Origin of the sequence: Hydrocarboniphaga effusa AP103 (assembly GCF_000271305.1) — a bacterium.
Lineage (GTDB): Bacteria > Pseudomonadota > Gammaproteobacteria > Nevskiales > Nevskiaceae > Hydrocarboniphaga > Hydrocarboniphaga effusa.
This window is the reverse complement of sequence record NZ_AKGD01000001.1, coordinates 755316-773395: the sequence shown is the minus strand read 5'-3', so window position 1 is coordinate 773395 and position 18080 is coordinate 755316. Positions and strand designations below refer to the sequence as shown.

Sequence of the window (18080 nt, the reverse complement as noted above, 5' to 3'; positions counted from 1 at the left end):
TCGCTCGCGGCGCGGCCAGACAACTAGAAAAGCGACAGAACACGACGCGACCGCAACGCGAGTCGCTTCGATCGCGAGATGGAGGGGCGATGGCCAGAGCAGGTGCGTGCGCGCATGCGGCGCTTCATCAATCGGCAGTGGCGTTGATCATGGCGCTGGGATCCGGAACCGGGATGGAAACGAGTTGGGCCCAGGACAGTGCCCCGGCGACGGAGCCCGCTGCCGACCTCGCCGTGATCGAACTCGAGCCGGCGCTGGCCGCCCCGGAGTCGCCCGAGCAGGTCGAAGCGGGCACCGCCGCGATCGCCGAGGTCGTGGTCACGGCCCAGCGTCGTTCGCAGAACCTGCAGGAGACGCCCGTAGCGGTCACCGCGCTCGGCTCGCAGGAACTCGAGGAGCGCAATGTGCAGTCGACGCAGGACCTGATGCAGGTCGCTCCGAGTTTGCAGGTCAGCACGGCGGCCGGCCCCAATGGCGGTGCGGCGGTGTTCTTCCTGCGTGGCATGGGGCAGCAGCGTTCCGGCAACGGAACCGAGCCGGCGGTGGGCGTGTACGTGGATGGGGTCTACTACCCCTCGCTGCAGGGCGCGATCTTCAACATGCTGGATATCCAGCAGGTGGAAGTGCTCCGAGGCCCGCAAGGCACCTTGTTTGGACGCAACACCATCGGAGGCGCGATCCGCTACACCAGCCGCGCGCCGGAGTTCGACAACGGCGGCTACGTGCAGGCGACGGCCGGCAGCTACGACCGCCGCGACCTGACCGGGGTGATCAACCTCGCCTATGACGACCTGGCGGCGCTGCGCCTGACCGGAGGAAGGCCGCATCGCGACGGCTTCGTCAGACAGCAGGACGGCGGCGAGGACGCGGGCGGCCAGGACAACGAGCTGATTCGCGCGCAACTGCTGGTCACGCCGATGGACGCGCTCAAGATCGAGCTGATGGGCCAGCGCAATCGCAGCGAGCTCGATGGCCTGGCGTATTCCCAACCGGGGCCGATCGAGCCGCGTCCGAATACGATTCCGTGGTACTACAACCTCACGGCCCTGGGCGGTCTCACCAATCCGCCGTACGACGATCGCTTCGCATCGACCTGCGACCATTGCCAGGCCGGCACCAACGTACGCGAGTTCGCGGACACCCAGTCCAGCGCCGCGCAGATCGGCGTCACCTGGAGCGGCCTGGAATCGGTCGAGGTGAAATCGCTGAGCGCATGGCAACGAGTCGGAAGCCGCTACGCGCTGGACCTCGACGGCTCTCCGGCGCCGGTGTACAGCGCATCGGCCCATACGCGCGACGAGATCTATTCCCAGGAATTCCAGTTCGGCGGAAAGGCCCTCGATGAGCGCCTGGACTGGGTCAGCGGACTGTACGCGGCGCGCCAGAGCTTCGACATGCTGCCGGGCACCAGCCAGCTGCTGCTCGGCCGCATCAGCGACGATCCGGACCCCGTAGAGCGGCGAACGCATACGCTCGCAGGCTTCGTCGACGCGACCTACGAGCTGTTCGAGCACGCGCAAGTCCTCGGCGGCTATCGCATCAGCCAGGACGACAAGGAGGCGACACTTCGCGATTCCGGCAACGGCGAGCTGCTCGATCACGAGCGGAGAAAGTTCACGAGCAACACCGGGCGCGTCGGGCTGCAGTATCGGTGGACCGACCGCATCATGAGCTACGCCACGGTATCCACGGGGTTCAAGGCCGGTGGCTTCAACGTGAACGTGAGCGGGCCGCTGATCTTCACGCCGGGCCTGCGCCGAAGCGAACTCGGCTCCTACAAGCCCGAGAACGTCACCAGCTACGAAATCGGCGCGCGCACCGAATTCTTCGGCGGCGCGATTCGAATCAACCCGACGGTCTTCTACGCCCAGTGGCGCGACGTGCAGGTTCAGTCGGTCAACGTCAACGCATCGACGCTCGAGGTCTACGTCGACAACGCGGCCTCCGCGCATTCGCAGGGGCTCGAACTGGAGATGCAGGCCGCGGTCTCGCGCCAGCTCGTATTCTTCGCCAACGGCGCCTTGCTGCGCATGCGCTACGACTCGGTCGGCGACGCGTCGGGCATCACCAAGGACAGCCGCTTCATGCGCGCGCCGAAGCTGACGTACACCGTTGGCGGCCGCTACCAGAACAGCGTCGCGAACTGGTTCCACTACGTGTTCTCCGCCAACTGGAACTGGCAGGACGACCAGGCCAGCAACGCCACGGACGATACGTCGCTGTCGCTGCCGGCATATGGCCTGCTGTCCCTGCGGGCCGAGGTGAAGAGCATCAACGACGTGCTGGAGTGCGCGCTGTTCGTGACCAATGCACTGGACGGGACCTACTACGTCGGCGGCACCGACTACACCGGCTCGGCCGGAACGCGACGCTTCGATCTCGGGCGCCCGCGCGAGGCCGGCATCAGCCTTCGCTACAACTTCTGAAGCATCGACGGATCATGGAAAAAACCCTTTCGGTTTGGAGCAAGGCGCAATGAACGAGCGTTACGAACAACTGCGTGAACAGAGACTGGCGAAGATCGACGAGGACTATCGCGCCCTGCTCGAAGCCATTCCGCCCCTGAGCATGATGGGCGTGGAAGGCGTGCGCATGGGCATGGCCGCGATGACGTCCTCGCGCGAGAAAACGCCGGGCGTGTCGATGCGGGATGTCGAGATCGCCGGCCCGAACGGCCCGGTGCCGACGCGCATCTATGCGCCGGAGAATTACTCGGGGCCCAAGCTCGGCGTCTACGTGCACACGCATCCCGGCGGCTTCGTCGGCGGCGGCGGACTGGGCACCTGGGACTGGATGAACACGCTACTGGCCGCCAAGGTGCCCTGCGTGGTGGTGGCGCCGGATTTCCGGCTGCCTCCCGAGAATCGGTATCCGAAGGGGCTCGAAGACTGCTGGGCGGTGCTGCAGTGGGTCGAGCGGCAAGGCCTTGCCCAAGGCTGGGACCCGGCCAGGATCGCGGTGGGTGGCGGCTGCACCGGCGGCAACTTCGCTGCGGTGCTGTCGCTGATGGCACGCGATGCCGGCGGGCCGAAGCTCTCGCTGCAGATCCTCGAATCCTGGCTCGCCGATGCGCATGGCGCCACGCCGTCGCACGAGGAATTCGCCGAAGGCTATGGCCTGCGCCACGAGGACAACGATTTCGTCATCGGCAACTACATCAGCGACGAATCGCAGCGCAAGGACTGGCGGGTTTCGCCGCTGCTGGTCGAGTCCGTGGCAGGCGTGGCCCCGGCGCTCATCACGGTCGGCGAATGGGACGTGCTGCGCGATGAGGACGTGGCCTATGGCGATCGCCTGAAAGCGGCCGGAGTGCCGGTCGACGTGCACGTGATTCCGCAGATGGGGCATTTCCCCAATCCGCGACTGGCGCATGAGCTGCACGAGATTCACATCAAGGGCCTGGCGGCCGCGATCGGCCCCGACGCCGCTTGATCGATCGAGCTTCGGGAACGCGAGCCATGTGTGCACGCAGTGCCGAGTCCGTGACGGCGACGAGCCTTCAATGAGCCTGCCGCCGAGCCAGCACTACGACGCCGTCGTCATCGGCGCAGGCCACAACGGCCTGATCCTGGCGACGTACCTGCAGCGCGCTGGGTATCGCACGTTGCTGGTCGAACGCGATGCGTCGATCGGCGGCATGACCTGCACGCACGAGCCGATGAGCGCGGGCTTTCGCCATAGTCCGCACGCCAACTTTCTCGCGTATCAGGCCGTCACTCCGATCATGCAGGACCTGCAGCTGCGAGCGCGCGGACTGGCGACCTTCGAGCCCGACATCCAGCACGGGATCGCGTTCGCCGATGCAAGGCCGCCGGTTCTCGTTCACCGTGTCGGCCATGAAGAAGGCAGCTTGCGTAGCTTTGCGCGCCACAGCGCTCGCGATGCCGCGACCTATGTCGATCTGCGCAAGCGTGCGGCCACGCTGACGCCGGCGATTCGCGACGTGCTGTTCCATCCCTTGTCGAGCGCCGGCATCGGCGTCCACCGTGCTGCGATGGCGCAGGCCTTCGGCGAACTGGCCGAAGATGCGCGGCTCGGAACGCGCAGCGCAGCGCAGTTCATCGACGAGCGTTTCGAATCGCCGGAGATTCGGACGCTGCTCTATCTGCTCGCGATGGAGTTCGGGGCCTCGCTCACGCAGGCGGGCGACGATCTGGCTTTCCTGGGCTTCGTGCTGTGGATGATCGGCAGCCGCCAGGTTCCGATCGGCGGCATGCAAAGCTTCGCCGATGCCTTGCATCGCGCCGCGCTCGCCGAAGGCGTGCAGATCACGACCTCCGCCGAAGTCGGCTCGATCCGCATCGAAGCGGGACGTGTGAAAGGCATCGTGATCGCGGGGCGGTTCATCGAGGCGCCGATCGTGGCGTCGAGCATCGGTGTCGAACGAACGCTGCTCGACCTGCCGAGCGGCGGCGGGCTCGGAGCTTCCGATCGCCAGGCGCTGGCGGCTTATCGACGCGGCAGCGGATCGACCATCGCCAGCCAGGCCTTCGCCTTGACCGAAGCGCCGCGCTATCGCTCTGCGCGCTGGGATGCGGACCTCGATCGCTGCGTACAGACCTTCATCGGTTTCGATAGTCCCGAGTCGGTGCTTCTGCACGAGCGGGAACTCGCGATGGGCCTGCTGCCGTCGCCGCGCGCCTCGATGCGAGTGCCGAGCCTGTTCGACCCGAGCCTTGCGCCCGCAGGTTTTCACGTGGCCGGAGCCGATAGCCACTTTCCGGACGAGAAGGCCTTGAGCGAAGAGGACTGGCAGGGGATCGCGGAGAGCTACAACGAGGCCTTGCTCGATGTCTGGAGCCGCGCGGCTCCGAACATGACGCGGGACACGGTGATCGCGAGCCACTTCGCCATCCCGCGTTCGGGAGACCGGCGCGTGCTGCTGCGCGAAGGCAGGCAGTACAGCACGTCCATCGCCGGGCTCTATCTCTGCGGCACCTCGACTTATCCGGGCGGAGGCGTGCACGGCGCCTGCGCCATCAATGCATTTCAGGAAATAACCGGAGTCCAGTTTCAATGATCAACAGAAGCGCGCATCACATTCGTCGACCGCTCATATCGCTGCTGGCGTCGATCGGCCTGTCCTGCGCGCTGATGTCGGCGCCCGCACAAGCCGAGCCTTCGCGAGAGGCGAAGTGGGTGACGCTCGGCACGGGCTCGGGCCCGCTGTCGTTCTTCGAGCGCGGCCAGCCCGCCAATCTGCTGCGTGCGGCGGGACAATCGATACTCGTCGATGCGGGCGATGGCGCCACCGAGCAGCTGATCCGCACGGGCGTCCTGCTCGACGATGTCGGCACCGTTTTCATCTCGCATCTTCACTTCGACCATACGGGCGGACTGTTCGCGTTTCTCGGCCGTCGCTTCCAGACGCGCCAGACGTCCGCGCTGACCATCTACGGGCCGCCTGGAATCAAGCGCACGATCGACGGCTTGATCGCCGCGATGCAGCCGATGAACGATACGGAAGGCACCAAGGGGGTGTTCGCCGTGCTCGGCAGGCCCAAGCCGGGCGAGAACATCAAGACGATCGAATTGACCGACGGCGCCCAGGTCAAGATCGGCGACATTCGCATCACCGCGGCGACCAACTCGCATTACGTGCTGGCCGACGAGAAGGGCACCGGCAACCACAGTTTCGCGCTGCGCTTCGATGCGCCGGGCCGCTCCATCGTCTACACCGGCGATACCGGCCCGAGCGAGAAGGTGGAGAAGCTCGCCAAGGGCGCCGATCTGCTCGTGGCCGAAATCATGGATGCCGACGAAGCGCTCGACCGCATCGGCAAATCCGGCCTGAAGATCAACTTCGCATTGGCCGCGGTCGCGAAGGTCGCGATCAAGGATCACTTCGTCAAGGAACATCTCTCGCCCGAAGACGTCGGCTCGATGGCGCAACGGGCCGGCGTGAAAGCGCTGGTGCTCACGCACAACGCACTGGGGCCGGACAATCTCGAACCGGCGCGCAAGCGCATCGCTGCGGCCTACCCGGGGCCGGTCACGTTCGCCCAGGATGGCCGGGCTTATTGATCAAAGCAGTCGTACCAACACCAACATCAGGAGGCATGATGAATATCGATGGGCAATGGAAGCTGACGGCCAAGTCGCCGATGGGCCTCAAGACCGATGATCTCGAATTCAAGACGATCGATGGAAAGCTGACCGGCACGCAGATCAGCGAGGGCCTGGGTACGCATCGCGATCTGCCGGTCAAGGTCGACGGCGATACGATCAGCTGGTCGGTGCCGGTCACCAAGCCGATGAAGCTGACGCTGGAGTTCAAGCTGCAGGTCGACGGCGACAGCATGAGCGGAACCGTCAAGGCCGGCATCTTCGGCAATGCGCCGGTGAGCGTCGTTCGCGCCTAGTGCGACCAGGGAGCTCCGCACGCGCGTCGATTCGCGCAATTCGAGACGCAAGCCGGCGCGGTGATCGTCGGCTTGTGCGAGGCCGAAAGCGGTGTCGCGAACTCAGGTCTGCGGAAGCAACCTGCGCTCAGCGCCGCACACGCCGCAGCCTGTCGCGCAACCAGGCGTGCCCCGGGTCCTGTTCGGCGGTTCGCGGCCAGTACAGCATGACTTGCAGCTTCGGCACCGCCAGCGGCAGCGTTGCGAGATGCAAGGGCAGCGTGGTTGCGAGGAAGCGCCCGAACTGGCGAGGCAGCACCAGCAGCAGATCGCTGCTGGCCGCAAGCTCGCAGGCGGCGTGATAGTGCTGGCATCTCACGGCGACGTCGCGCTTCAGGCCTTCGCGCTGCAGCGCCAGGTCTTCGTTCACGGGGCCCGCGCGCCGTGACGAAACCACGATGTGCCGCGCGGCCAGCCACTGCTTGAGCCCGAGCTTGCCTTTCGCCAGAGGATGTCCCTGTCGCATCGCGACGCAGGGTGTCTGTTCGAACAGGAGCATCTGTTCGATGTCGTCGCCGACGCTGATCGGCACATCGATCGCCATGTCGAAAGCGCCGGACGAGAGTTCGCGTTCCAGGCGCCGGCGTTCGAAGCCGGTGCTCTGCAGCTGGAGATGCGGCGCTTCCAGCAAAACCTCTCGCACCAGCGAAGGAAACAGCACCGATTCGAGGACATCGCGCATACCGATGACGAATCGTCGCGTCGACGTTGCGGCCGGAAACGGCTGCGGACGCTGCATGGTCCGGTGCAGGCTTTCGAGCGCGGCGCGCACATCCGGTGCGATGGCTTTGGCCAAGGGAGTCGGCACCACCCGCCGGCCATCGCGCACGAACAGCGGATCGTCGAAATGCTCGCGCAGCCGCTTGAGTGCGTTGCTGATCGCGGGCTGGGTCAAGTGCAGTCGAGCCGCGGCCTGGGTGAGGCTTCCGCAACCCAACACCACGTCGAAGACGCGAAAAAGGTTCAGGTCCACGCGGTCCATGGCAGGCTCATTCATTCATCGAGTGAATGATTATAGATTCAGAAAGATTAGTGGCTGGAATATGTCGGGCTGCGTAGAGTTTTGCCGACACATCGCGACCGAGACCACCTCATGGATTTCGCACACAGCCCGCGTGCGCTCGAACTGATCGAGAAACTTCGCGCCTTCATGCGCGAGCACCTGCTTCCCGTCGAGAGCGAGTTGCTGAAGGCACGACACGAGGCGCGCCGCGGCGGCGACTGGAAGCAGTGGATCGTGGAGCCGGAGGTCAAGGCGCTGAAGGCCAAGGCGCGCGAAGCCGGCCTGTGGAATTTCTTCCTGCCCGATCCTGCGCTGGCCCCGGGCCTGAACCATGTCGAATACGCGGCGCTGGCCGAGGAGATGGGACGCAGCTTCCTGGCGCCCGAAATCTTCAACTGCAATGCGCCGGACACCGGCAACATGGAAGTGCTGTGGAAGTACGGCAGCCCGGAGCAGAAGGAGCGTTGGATGAAGCCGCTGCTGGCGGGCAGCATCCGCTCCGCGTTCTGCATGACGGAGCCCGATGTCGCGTCGAGCGACGCGACCAACATGCAGGCGACCGCGACGCTCGATGGCGACGAGGTGGTGCTCGACGGCAAGAAGTGGTGGTCGAGCGGTATCGGTCATCCGGACTGCCGCTTCGCGATCTTCATGGGCGTCACCGATGCGCAGGCGGAACGTCATGCTCGCCACAGCATGGTGATCGTTCCGCTCGATGCACCGGGGGTTCGCATCGTGCGCATGCTGCCGGTCTTCAATGATTACGACGAGCCTTACGGCCACGGCGAAGTGCATTTCGATTCGGTGCGGGTTCCCCAAGCCAATGTCATCGCCGGCCTGGGCAGGGGATTCGAAATCGCGCAAGGCCGCCTCGGGCCCGGACGAATCCATCATTGCATGCGCTGTATCGGCGCCGCCGAGCGTGCCCTGGAGTTGCTGATCGACCGTGGAATGGAGCGCCAGGCGTTCGGCAGGCGGCTCATCGATCTCGGTGGCAACCAGGAGCGCATCGCCGATCTGCGCATCGCGATCGATCAGGCCCGCCTGATGACGCTGTACGCGGCCTGGATGATCGACAAGGTCGGCGCGCTGAAGGCGCTCACCGAAATCTCGGCGATCAAGATCGTCGCACCGTCCGTGCTGCAGCGCGTTGCCGACGAAGCCATGCAGATGTTCGGCGGAGCCGGACTCTCGAACGACTCTCCGCTCGCCGCGATCTTCGCCCATGCGCGCGTGCTGCGCCTGGCCGACGGACCGGACTCCGTCCACCGGGCCGTCATCGCGCGACGCGAGATCGGCCGTCGTTCGAAGGGCGGCGGAAGTCGCGCCGCATGAAGCCGCAGTGGCAGGAACACCGGCTGCAGACCGCGCTCGGCAGCGTGTTCGTGCGTTGCGCCGGGGCAGGGCCGGTCATCCTGTTCTGGCCGAGCCTGCTGATGGACGGCTCGATGTGGATGGGCGTCGCCGAAAGACTGCTCGCCCGATTCTGCGTCGTGCTGATCGACTCGCCGGGACATGGACGCAGCGAGCCCTTGTCGGCACCTTTCAGCTTCGACGAATGCGCGCACTGCATCGTCTCCATTCTCGATGCGCTGGCCATCGAGCGGGCGCACTTCGTCGGCAACTCCTGGGGCGCGATGATCGGTGGCACGTTTGCCGCTCGCTATCCGGATCGCATCGGCGCCGCGATTCTGATGAACGGCACCGCCTCCGCGTGCGGCGCACGCCAGCGCCTGGAATTTCGCATGCTGATCCTCACGGGTCGCCTGCTGCGTGGCGTTCGAGGCCCGCTGCGCAAACGCGCGACCGCGGCCTTCCTGGGGCCGACGTCCTTGCGAACCCGGCCGCAGGTGGTCGGCTCGGTGGCCGCTGCCTTGAAGCGCGTGGACTTTCGTTCGGCGCGCTGGGCGATCGAAAGCGTCGTCGTCAGCAGGCCCGATCAAGCTTCGTTGTTTCGCGGCATCCGCTCGCCGGTGATGGTGGTCGCCGGAGTCGAGGACGCGACATTCCCCAATGCCGAGACGCGTGCGATGGCCGACGCGATCCCGGCGTCCACGTTCGTCCTGATCGACGGCAGCGCCCATTTGACCGGGCTCGAATGCCCCGAAAAGTCCGCCGAACTCATCGAGAGTTTCATTCGCGCCCATGACTGAAGCGACCACGGCCGATCGCGCCGGGCGAGTGCGATCCGGCGAGGAATTGAACGGTGCCGCCGTCGAAGCCTGGCTGCGGTCGCAAGGGTTCGAGCTGCACGGAACCGCAAAAATCACGCAGTTCTCGGGTGGCGCATCGAACTGGACTTATCGCATCGAGTACGACAACTGCGACCTGATCCTGCGACGCCCGCCGGCCGGCACCAAAGCCAAGTCGGCGCACGACATGCACCGCGAATTCGTGGTGCAGAAAGCGATCGCGCCGGTTTATTCCTGCGTGCCGAAGATGCTGGCGTACTGCGACGATCAGGACGTGCTCGGGGTTCCGTTCTACGTCATGGAGCGCATCGCGGGCATCATTCCGCGCAAGGAATTTCCACGCGCAGTGGCGCTGTCTCCGGCGCAGGCGCGGCAACTTTGTCTCAACGTGATCGACAAGCTCGTCGAGTTGCATCGCGTGGATTGGCGCGCCGCAGGGTTGGAAAAACTCGGAAAGGGCGAGGGCTATACGCGTCGCCAGATCGAAGGCTGGATCGATCGCTGGGACAAGGCGCGAACCTGGAACGTGTTCAAGGCCACGGACGTCAAGCGCTGGCTGCTCGCCAACATTCCGGGCGATGTCGGCACCTGCCTGATCCACAACGACTGGCGCCTGGACAACCTCGTGCTGGATGCGCAGGACCCCACGCAGGTGATCGGTGTCCTGGATTGGGAGATGGCGACGCTGGGCGATCCGCTGATGGAACTCGGCAGCGCAATGGCGTACTGGACGCAGGCCGACGATGATTTTTTTGCGCGCTTCATTCGTCGTCAGCCCAGCCACCTGCCGGGCATGCTGAAACGTGACGAGATGGTCGAGCATTACCGCGACCGGGCTGGTCTGCCGCGCTTCGACTGGCGGTTCTACGAGGCCTACGGCCAGTTCCGGCTCGCGGCCATCATTCAGCAAATCTACTACCGCTATCACCACGGCCAAACCAAAAATCCGGCGTATCGGTTCTATGGCTTCTACGCGAATTACATGATCTGGCGCGCGCGATCGACGATCCGGCGCGGGCGCCCGAGATGAGCGTGATCGTGCTGGTCCGGCACGGGCAGGCTTCGTTCGGCACCGGTGACTACGATCGGCTGTCTGCGGTCGGCTGGACGCAAGCCAGGCTGCTGGGCTCGGCGCTCGCGAGTTGTTTTATCAAGCCCGATCTGCTGGTCTGCGGCGACATGCTCCGGCACAGGGAGACCGCGAACGCCTGCATCGAAGCCTTGAGTCACAGCGGTGCGCCGCGCATCGATGCAGCCTGGAACGAGTACGACCACGAAGCGCTGATCGCGGCGCTGCGGCCCGAGTGGCGCGATCCTCAGGCGATGATGCAGGCCTTGAAGTCGGAGCCCGATCCGAGGCGAGCGTTCCAGCGCGTGTTCTCCAAAGCTGTGGAGCGCTGGATGAGGGGCGATCACGACGGTGAATACGCGCTCTCGTGGAGCGCGTTCAGAATGCGCGTTCGTGCGGCTTTGCTGGGCCTGCACGAGAAGCTCGGCAAAGGCGGTCGCGCCTGCGTCTTCACCTCGGGCGGTCCGATTGCGGCGGTCGCCGCCGAACTGCTGGGGCTCGATTCGGCGCACGCCGCGCAGCTGTCCTGGTCGCTCGTCAATACCGGCATGACCCGAATTCTCGGCGGCGATCGCGGCCTTCGGCTCGGCACGCTCAACGAGCATGCGCATCTCGAGCATGACCTCGAGCTGATCACCTATCGATAGCTGAGCTGCAGCGGGCGAGGTGGCGCGCGCAAGGCGTCTGCATGCACACCGAGGCCACGAACCGCATGGCCTCGGTGTGCGGATGCGGTCGCGACGCGGGCCTCAGAACCCACCGCGAACGACGGTGCCGCCATCGACGACGATGGTCTGCCCGGTGACGTAGGCGCCGGCCTGCGAGGCGAGGAACACCGCAGCGCCGGCGATGTCGTTCGGTTCGCCGATGCGGCCCAGCGGAGTCGCGCGCTTCAGCGCCGCTTCCGCTTTCGGGTCGGCCCACAGCGCGCGTGCGAAGTCGGTGCGGATCACGCCCGGGGCGATGGCGTTGACGCGAACGTTCTGCGGCCCGTATTCCACCGCCAGATTGCGCACGAGCTGGAAATCCGCCGCTTTCGAAACGTTGTACGCGCCGATGGTGTTCGAGCCCAGCAGCCCGCCGATCGACGAGACGATGACGATGGAGCCGTCGCGACGCTCGATCATGTCGGGAACGACGAAGTTGATCAGCCAGTGGTTGGCCAGCACGTTGTTGTCGAAGATCTTGCGGAACTGCTCGTCGCTGATGTCCTTGATCGGCCCGTAGTACGGGTTCGACGCGGCGTTGCAGACCAGCACGTCGATCTTGCCGAACTGCGCATGCGTGCCATCGACCAGCGCCTTCAGCGCGGCCTTGTCGGAGATGCTCGCCGCGAGCGCGATGGCGCGTCCGGCACCGTGCTGCCGGTTGATCGCCGCGGCCACTTCATCGCAGGCGGACTGGTTGCGGCTGGAGATGACGACGCGCGCACCGGCCGCCGCGTAAGCCTCGGCGATCGCCCGGCCGATGCCGCGCGAGGAGCCGGTGATCACGGCGACTTTGTCTTTGAGATCGAATAAGTTCATTTCATCCTCCGAAAGTTCGAATCCTGATCGGTGTCATGCAGCGCTGAGGCTGCGGCTGTAGCGATCGAGGTGATGATCCTGATCGCCGAAGCAGTGGGCGATCACCGTGAGCCGCTTGAAATAATGGCTCACCACGAGTTCGTCCACCACGCCCATGCCGCCATGCAACTGCACGGCTTGCTGCCCGACGAAGCGCGCGGCCTGGTCGATGTAGGCCTTGGCCGCGGAGATCATGCGGCCGCGCCCGGCGGCGTCGCGATCGTCGGCGTGATACGCGGCGAGGATCGCCATCGAACGCGCCTGCTCGGTGGAGATCAGCATGTCGGCGATGCGGTGGCGCAAGGCCTGGAAACTGCCGATCGGCGTGCCGAACTGCTTGCGCGTGTCGAGGTAGTCCACCGTCGCCTGGTTCAGCGCCGACATGATGCCCACGGCCTCGGAGCACAGCGCCGCCGCGGCCTTGTCGAGCGCCTGCAGGAGCGCAGGGCCGGCGTCTCCGACACGGCCGAGCAGCGCATCGGAGCCGACGCGCGCCGAATGCAGGCGCAGGTCCGCCGCACGCCGGCCATCCTGGGTCGCGTAGGCGCGCATCGACAGGCCCGCCGTGTCGGGATCGATCAGGAACAGCGAGATTCCGGATTCGTCGCCGGTCGAGCCGCTGGTACGGGCCGAGACGATGAACCGATCGGCGCTCGGCGCGTCGAGCACCACGCACTTGTGTCCGCTGATGACCCAGCCATCGTTCAATGCGGTGGCGCGGGTTTCGACGTGAAACGGATCGAAGCGCGCGCCGGGCTCGCCATGCGCGAGCGCGAGCTGGCTGTTGCCGGCCGCGACGGCCTCCAGGCTGCTTTGCTGTTCGCTGGAGCCCAGCGCCGCGATGAGACCGGCGCCGAGCACGACGGTGCTCAGGTAGGGCTCCAGCAACAGTCCCTTGCCGATCTGCTCCATGACGATGGCAACGTCGATCGCATTGCCGCCGAGTCCGCCATGCGCTTCGGCGATCGGCAGCGCGAGCAGGCCGAGTTCGGCGTACTGGTTCCAGGCGTCCAGGCTGTAGCCGAGCGCGGAGCGAATCAGCTCGCGCCGATGCTCGAAGCCGTAGTCGCGCGCACGAAAGCGCTCCAGCGTGTCCTGCAGGGCGCGTTGTTCATCGGTGTATCGAAAGTCCATGTCCTGCCTCAGCTGCCGAGCGTGAGCTGCGCGATGATGTTCTTCTGGATCTCGTTGGAGCCAGCGTAGATCGAGGTCTTGCGCAGGTTTAAGTAATGCCCGGTCAGCGCCGGGGCGTAGTCCGCATAGGCTTGTTGCATGAGCGGATCGGCCCGCCATTGCGCGTCGAGCGCCTCGGGCAGATGCGGCACCGCGTAGGGGCCGAGCGCCTGCATCTGCAGCTCGGCGATGGCCTGCTGGATCTCCGAGCCCTTGACCTTGAGGATCGAGGCCTGGATGCCCGAAGCGCGATCGTGCGCATCCGCGCAGAGGGCGCGCAGATTGGTGATCTCGAGCGCCATCAGCTCGAGTTCGACCTGTGCGATGCGATCGCGAAAGCGAGCGTTCTCGATCAGCGGCCGACCACCGGCGCGCTCCTGGCTCGCGATCTTCTTGAGCTTGCGCAGCGCGGCCTTCGAATCGCCGATGCCGGCGATGTTGGTGCGCTCGTGGCCGAGCAGGAACTTGGCGTAGGTCCAGCCCTTGTTCTCTTCGCCGACGAGATTGTCGACCGGCACGCGCACGTTCTCGAACCAGACTTCGTTGATCTCATGCTCGCCGTCGAGCATCACGATCGGCCGCACCGTGATGCCGGGCGTCGCCATGTCGATCAGCAGGAACGAAATGCCCTGCTGGGCGCGCACCTCGCCGTTGGTGCGGACGAGGCAGAAGATCCAGTTCGCGAACTGGCCGAGCGTGGTCCAGGTCTTCTGCCCGTTGACGACGTAGTGATCGCCTTCGCGGCGCGCCGTGGTTTTCAGCGAAGCGAGATCGGAGCCCGAGCCCGGCTCCGAATAACCCTGGCACCACCAGTCTTCGGCGGCCATGATGCGCGGCAGGAAGTACTGCTGCTGCGCCGGGCTGCCGAAGGCCATCAGCACCGGGGCGAGCATCTTGAACGAGAACGGCAGCTGCCCCGGAGCACCGGCGGCGGCGCGCTCTTCGTCGAAGATGTACTGCTGCACGGGCGTCCAGCCCATGCCGCCGAAGGCGGTCGGCCAGGTCGGTGCGCCCCAGCCTTGCGCGTGCAGGATCTTCTGCCAGCGAATCGTGTCTTCGGCGAGGTAGCGCTTGCCGAGGCGTTGGCGATCGCGGATGTCCGCCGGCAGATGCCTTGCGAGAAATTGCCGGACTTCGAGGCGAAAGGTTTCTTCGTCGGCGCTGAAGTTCAGGTCCATGAGGTTTCCGTTTCGATGTGATGGGGCGGTGGCCAGCGCGCGTCAGAGCCAGCGGGCATCGGTGTCGAGCGGCGTGCGCTCGACCGGATGCAGCACGCCGAGCCAGGCTTCGAGCTTGGGCAGCTCCCAGCCGAAGAAGTAATCGCAGGCGGCGCGCTTGCCGCGCGCGAAATCGTCGTCCGTGTTCGCCGCGTTCACCGCGACGGCCTGGTCGAGCCACAGCCAGGCCACGACGACATGGCCGAAGGCTTCCAGATAAGCCGCCGCGTTCGCGAGCCGGAGTTCGGCATCGGCGAGCGACTGCAGCGAGGCGGTGACGGATCGCAGGCGATGCCAGGCGGCGTCCAGCGCGGCGGCGTGTCGCGCCAGTGGTGCTTGCGGTCGGGCTCGCTCGATGGTCGCGGCGATGCGGCCCGACAACAGTTCGAGACCCGCGCCCTTGGCCTGGCCGATCTTGCGGCCGAGCAGGTCGAGCGCCTGGATGCCGAAGGTGCCTTCGTGGATCGGATTGAGCCGGTTGTCGCGATAGTGCTGCTCGACGTTGTATTCGCGCGTATAGCCGTAGCCGCCGTGAATCTGGATCGCGAGATCGTTGGCCGCGAGCCCCCATTGCGAAGGCCAGCTCTTGACGATCGGCGTGAGCAGATCGAGCAGCAGATGGCTGTCGCGGCGACCGGTCTCGTCGGGCAATGAATGCGCGTCGTCGCTGAGCCTGGCTGCATACAGGCACAGCGCGAGCGCGCCCGAGACATAAGCCTTCTGCGCGAGCAGCATGCGACGCACGTCGGCGTGCTCGACGAGCGCGATCGGTGGGCTCGCCGGATCACGCTCCGAGCGACGGCGACCTTGCGTGCGCGTGCGTGCGTAGTCGAGCGCATGCAGATAGCCGGTGTAGCCGAGCGCTGCGGCGCCGAGCCCGACCGCGATGCGCGCCTCGTTCATCATGTGAAACATGTAGGCGAGGCCCTGGCCGGGTTCGCCGACGATCTCGCCGATCGCGCCGGCATCGGCTTCGGGGCGATGCCGGCCTTCGCCGAAATTGAGCAGGCAATTGACGGTGCCGCGATAGCCCATCTTGTGATTGAGTCCGGCGAGCACCACGTCGTTGCGCTCGCCGAGTCTGCCCTCGTGGTCGACGAGCCGGCGCGGCACCGCGAACAGCGAAATGCCCTGCACGCCGGCGGGCAAGCTGCCGTCTTCGCGCGGAATCTTGGCGAGCACCAGGTGCACGATGTTCTCGCTGATGTCGTGATCGCCGCCGGAGATCCACATCTTGTTGCCGAACAGGCGATAGCGTCCGTCCTGCTGCGGGACCGCGCGCGTGCGGATGTCGGCGAGGCTCGATCCGGCCTGCGGCTCGGACAGGCACATGGTGCCGAAGTAGCGGCCCTCGGCCATCGGCTGCACGTAGCGCGCCACGATGCCGGGCGAAGCGTGCGCGATCAGCAGGTTCGCGTTGGCGATCGTCAGCATCGCGTAGGCGACCGAGCCGGCGTTGGCCGCCGTCAGGAACGCGAAGCCGGCGCGCTCGATGCAGCCGGGCAAGCCCAGTCCACCGACTTCGGCCGGCATGCCGGCGGCCATCAACCCCGCGGTGGAAAACGCGCGCAGCGCTTCGCCGACTTCCACGTTGATGCTCACGCGCTCGCCGTCGAAGTGCGGCTCGTGGCTGTCGTTCTTCTTGTTGTGCGGGGCGAAGCGCTCCACCGCGAGCTTTTCGTAGACGTCGAGGATCGCGCTCCAGGTGTCGCGATCGTGCCCGGCGAACTGCGGACGCTCGGCGAGCGCGTCGGCGCGCAGCCAGTCGAACAGCAGGAAATCGATGTCGCGGCGCGACAGGATCAGATGGCTCATTGCGACCTCAGTGCTGCGACAGCGTGATCCATTCGGCGACGAGCGCGGGCTTGCTCTCGCCTTCGATCTCCACGCTCACGCCGAGCGTCGATTGGATGGCGCCCGAGGCGCGCTGTTCGACGGCCCTGAGCTCGAACAGCGCACGCACGCGACGCCCGCTGCGCACCGGCGAAATGAAGCGCAGGCTGTTGAAGCCGTAGTTGATCGAGCGCGTGTTGCCTTCGATCCGCGGCAACACTTCGGCCGCCATCGCCGACAGCATCGACAGCGTCAGAAAGCCATGCGCGATCGTCGCTCCGAACGGCCCCTGCGCAGCGGAGGCTTCGTCGATGTGGATCGCCTGCCAGTCTTCGGTGGTATCGGCGAAGGCCTGGATGCGCGCCTGATCGAGCCGATACCAACTCGAATGACCGAGCGCGCTCCCTGCGAGTGCGCGATAGGCATCTACAGACAAGCTCGGAGCGGGCATCTCAAAGCACCTCGAACAGACCCGCCGCGCCCATGCCACCGCCGACGCACATCGTCACCACCACGTAGCGTGCGCCGCGCCGCTTGCCTTCGATGAGCGCGTGCCCGACCATGCGCGCGCCCGACATGCCATACGGGTGGCCGATCGAAATGGCGCCGCCGTTGACGTTGAGCAGCTCGTCCGGAATGCCGAGCCGGTCGCGGCAATACAGCACCTGCACGGCGAAGGCCTCGTTGAGCTCCCACAGGCCGATGTCGCCGACGCTCAGGCCGAAGCGCGACAGCAGCTTGGGAACGGCGAACACCGGGCCGATGCCCATTTCGTCGGGCTTGGTGCCCGCCACCGCCATGCCGACGTAGCGTCCGAGCGGCGCCAGGCCGCGCCTCGCGGCTTCGCGCGCCTCCATCAGCACGACCGCCGAGGCGCCGTCCGACAGCTGGCTTGCGTTGCCGGCGGTGATCGTGCCGTTGCTGCGCACGGCCTTGAGCGAGGCGAGCCCTTCGAGCGTGGTGTCGGCGCGGTTGCCTTCGTCCTTCGCCAGCCTGATCGCCCGCTGCGTGACCGCACCGGAGGCCTTGTCGGTGACGTTCATCGTCGCGTCGACCGGAACGATCTCGGCGTCGAAACGGCCGGCGGCCTGCGCGGCCGCGGTGCGCTGCTGCGATTGCAGCGCGTACGAATCCTGCGCTTCGCGGCCGATGCGATAGCGCGCGGCCACCGTTTCGGCGGTATCGAGCATCGCCATGTAGGCGTCGTCATGCATCGCCTGCAGTTCGGGATCGACGCCGACGCGCAGTTCGGCGGTCTGCACGAGCGAGATCGATTCGACGCCACCGGCGACGCAGATGTCCATGCGATCGACCACGATCTGCTTGGCGGCCGTGGCGATCGTCATGAGGCCCGACGAACACTGGCGATCCATGGTCATGCCGGCGACGGTCACCGGAAATCCGGCGCGCAGCGCAGCCTGGCGGCCGATGGTCTGCTGCACGCCCTGCGGCAGCGAGCAGCCGAGGATGCAGTCGTCGAGCTCGGCCGGATCGATGCCGGAGCGCCCGACCGCGGCGCGCAGGGCATGTGCGGCCAGCGTCGGCGAGGGCGTGGCGTTGAAGGCGCCGCGATAGGCGCGCCCGATCGGCGTGCGCGCGGTGGAGACGATGAGGGCTTCGCGCATGG

At 66.2% G+C, this 18080-nt stretch carries 16 protein-coding genes; 9 read left to right on the top strand and 7 right to left on the bottom strand.

The annotated features are described in order from the left end of the window. Nucleotides 1-173 precede the first annotated feature (173 nt). The 5 genes from WQQ_RS03425 to WQQ_RS03405 all read left to right on the top strand — a co-directional run bounded on the left by WQQ_RS03425 (nt 174) and on the right by WQQ_RS03405 (nt 6362). Nucleotides 174-2426: a TonB-dependent receptor gene (locus WQQ_RS03425; RefSeq protein WP_007183659.1), complete on the top strand. Its 2253-nt coding sequence runs from the start codon at nt 174-176 to the stop codon at nt 2424-2426. A gap of 49 nt (nt 2427-2475) precedes the next feature. Continuing rightward, complete coding sequence (locus tag WQQ_RS03420) at nt 2476-3432, top strand: alpha/beta hydrolase (protein WP_007183658.1); 957 nt, start codon at nt 2476-2478, stop codon at nt 3430-3432. A 70-nt stretch (nt 3433-3502) separates the two neighbouring features. Further along, nucleotides 3503-5020, top strand: coding sequence for a phytoene desaturase family protein (locus tag WQQ_RS03415; RefSeq protein WP_007183657.1), 1518 nt, complete (start codon nt 3503-3505; stop codon nt 5018-5020). Beyond that, a complete protein-coding gene (locus WQQ_RS03410) occupies nt 5017-6024 on the top strand; it encodes an MBL fold metallo-hydrolase (RefSeq protein WP_007183656.1) in 1008 nt (335 codons plus the stop codon). Before WQQ_RS03415 ends, WQQ_RS03410 begins: the two co-directional genes overlap by 4 nt. A gap of 38 nt (nt 6025-6062) precedes the next feature. Beyond that, on the top strand, nt 6063-6362 hold the full coding sequence (locus WQQ_RS03405) for a hypothetical protein (protein ID WP_007183655.1): 300 nt from the start codon (nt 6063-6065) through the stop codon (nt 6360-6362). Nucleotides 6363-6489: 127 nt separating this feature from the next. Here WQQ_RS03405 and WQQ_RS03400 read toward each other — a convergent pair whose 3' ends face one another. Continuing rightward, nucleotides 6490-7383: a LysR family transcriptional regulator gene (locus WQQ_RS03400; RefSeq protein WP_007183654.1), complete on the bottom strand. Its 894-nt coding sequence runs from the start codon at nt 7381-7383 to the stop codon at nt 6490-6492. Nucleotides 7384-7494: 111 nt separating this feature from the next. Between WQQ_RS03400 and WQQ_RS03395 the strand changes: the two genes are divergently transcribed. The 4 genes from WQQ_RS03395 to WQQ_RS03380 are packed head-to-tail and all read left to right on the top strand — an operon-like array spanning nt 7495 to nt 11312. Next, nucleotides 7495-8739 carry an acyl-CoA dehydrogenase family protein gene (locus tag WQQ_RS03395; protein WP_007183653.1) on the top strand — a complete coding sequence of 415 codons (1245 nt, stop codon included), beginning with the start codon at nt 7495-7497 and terminating at the stop codon, nt 8737-8739. Then, on the top strand, nt 8736-9557 hold the full coding sequence (locus tag WQQ_RS03390; RefSeq protein ID WP_007183652.1) for an alpha/beta fold hydrolase: 822 nt from the start codon (nt 8736-8738) through the stop codon (nt 9555-9557). The genes WQQ_RS03395 and WQQ_RS03390 overlap by 4 nt, the downstream gene beginning before the upstream one ends. Further along, nucleotides 9550-10626 (top strand): phosphotransferase family protein, encoded by a 1077-nt coding sequence (locus WQQ_RS03385; RefSeq protein WP_007183651.1) that lies wholly within the window; start codon nt 9550-9552, stop codon nt 10624-10626. Before WQQ_RS03390 ends, WQQ_RS03385 begins: the two co-directional genes overlap by 8 nt. Continuing rightward, nucleotides 10623-11312 (top strand): histidine phosphatase family protein, encoded by a 690-nt coding sequence (locus tag WQQ_RS03380; RefSeq protein ID WP_007183650.1) that lies wholly within the window; start codon nt 10623-10625, stop codon nt 11310-11312. The genes WQQ_RS03385 and WQQ_RS03380 overlap by 4 nt, the downstream gene beginning before the upstream one ends. 102 nt (nt 11313-11414) lie before the next feature. Here WQQ_RS03380 and WQQ_RS03375 read toward each other — a convergent pair whose 3' ends face one another. Genes WQQ_RS03375 through WQQ_RS03350 form a run of 6 tightly spaced genes read right to left on the bottom strand, consistent with a single transcriptional unit; the run spans nt 11415 to nt 18078 of the window. Continuing rightward, nucleotides 11415-12191, bottom strand: a complete 777-nt coding sequence (locus tag WQQ_RS03375; RefSeq protein ID WP_007183649.1) for an SDR family NAD(P)-dependent oxidoreductase — start codon at nt 12189-12191, stop codon at nt 11415-11417. Nucleotides 12192-12224: 33 nt separating this feature from the next. Further along, entirely contained in the window at nt 12225-13364 is a 1140-nt protein-coding gene (locus tag WQQ_RS03370) for an acyl-CoA dehydrogenase family protein (RefSeq protein ID WP_007183648.1), read from the bottom strand. 8 nt (nt 13365-13372) lie between these two features. After that, on the bottom strand, nt 13373-14581 hold the full coding sequence (locus tag WQQ_RS03365) for an acyl-CoA dehydrogenase family protein (RefSeq protein ID WP_007183647.1): 1209 nt from the start codon (nt 14579-14581) through the stop codon (nt 13373-13375). A gap of 42 nt (nt 14582-14623) precedes the next feature. Then, a complete protein-coding gene (locus tag WQQ_RS03360) occupies nt 14624-16435 on the bottom strand; it encodes an acyl-CoA dehydrogenase (RefSeq protein WP_007183646.1) in 1812 nt (603 codons plus the stop codon). 7 nt (nt 16436-16442) lie between these two features. Continuing rightward, nucleotides 16443-16904 carry a MaoC family dehydratase gene (locus WQQ_RS03355; RefSeq protein ID WP_007183645.1) on the bottom strand — a complete coding sequence of 154 codons (462 nt, stop codon included), beginning with the start codon at nt 16902-16904 and terminating at the stop codon, nt 16443-16445. A 1-nt stretch (nt 16905) separates the two neighbouring features. After that, nucleotides 16906-18078 carry an acetyl-CoA C-acyltransferase gene (locus WQQ_RS03350; protein ID WP_007183644.1) on the bottom strand — a complete coding sequence of 391 codons (1173 nt, stop codon included), beginning with the start codon at nt 18076-18078 and terminating at the stop codon, nt 16906-16908. Nucleotides 18079-18080 lie beyond the last annotated feature (2 nt).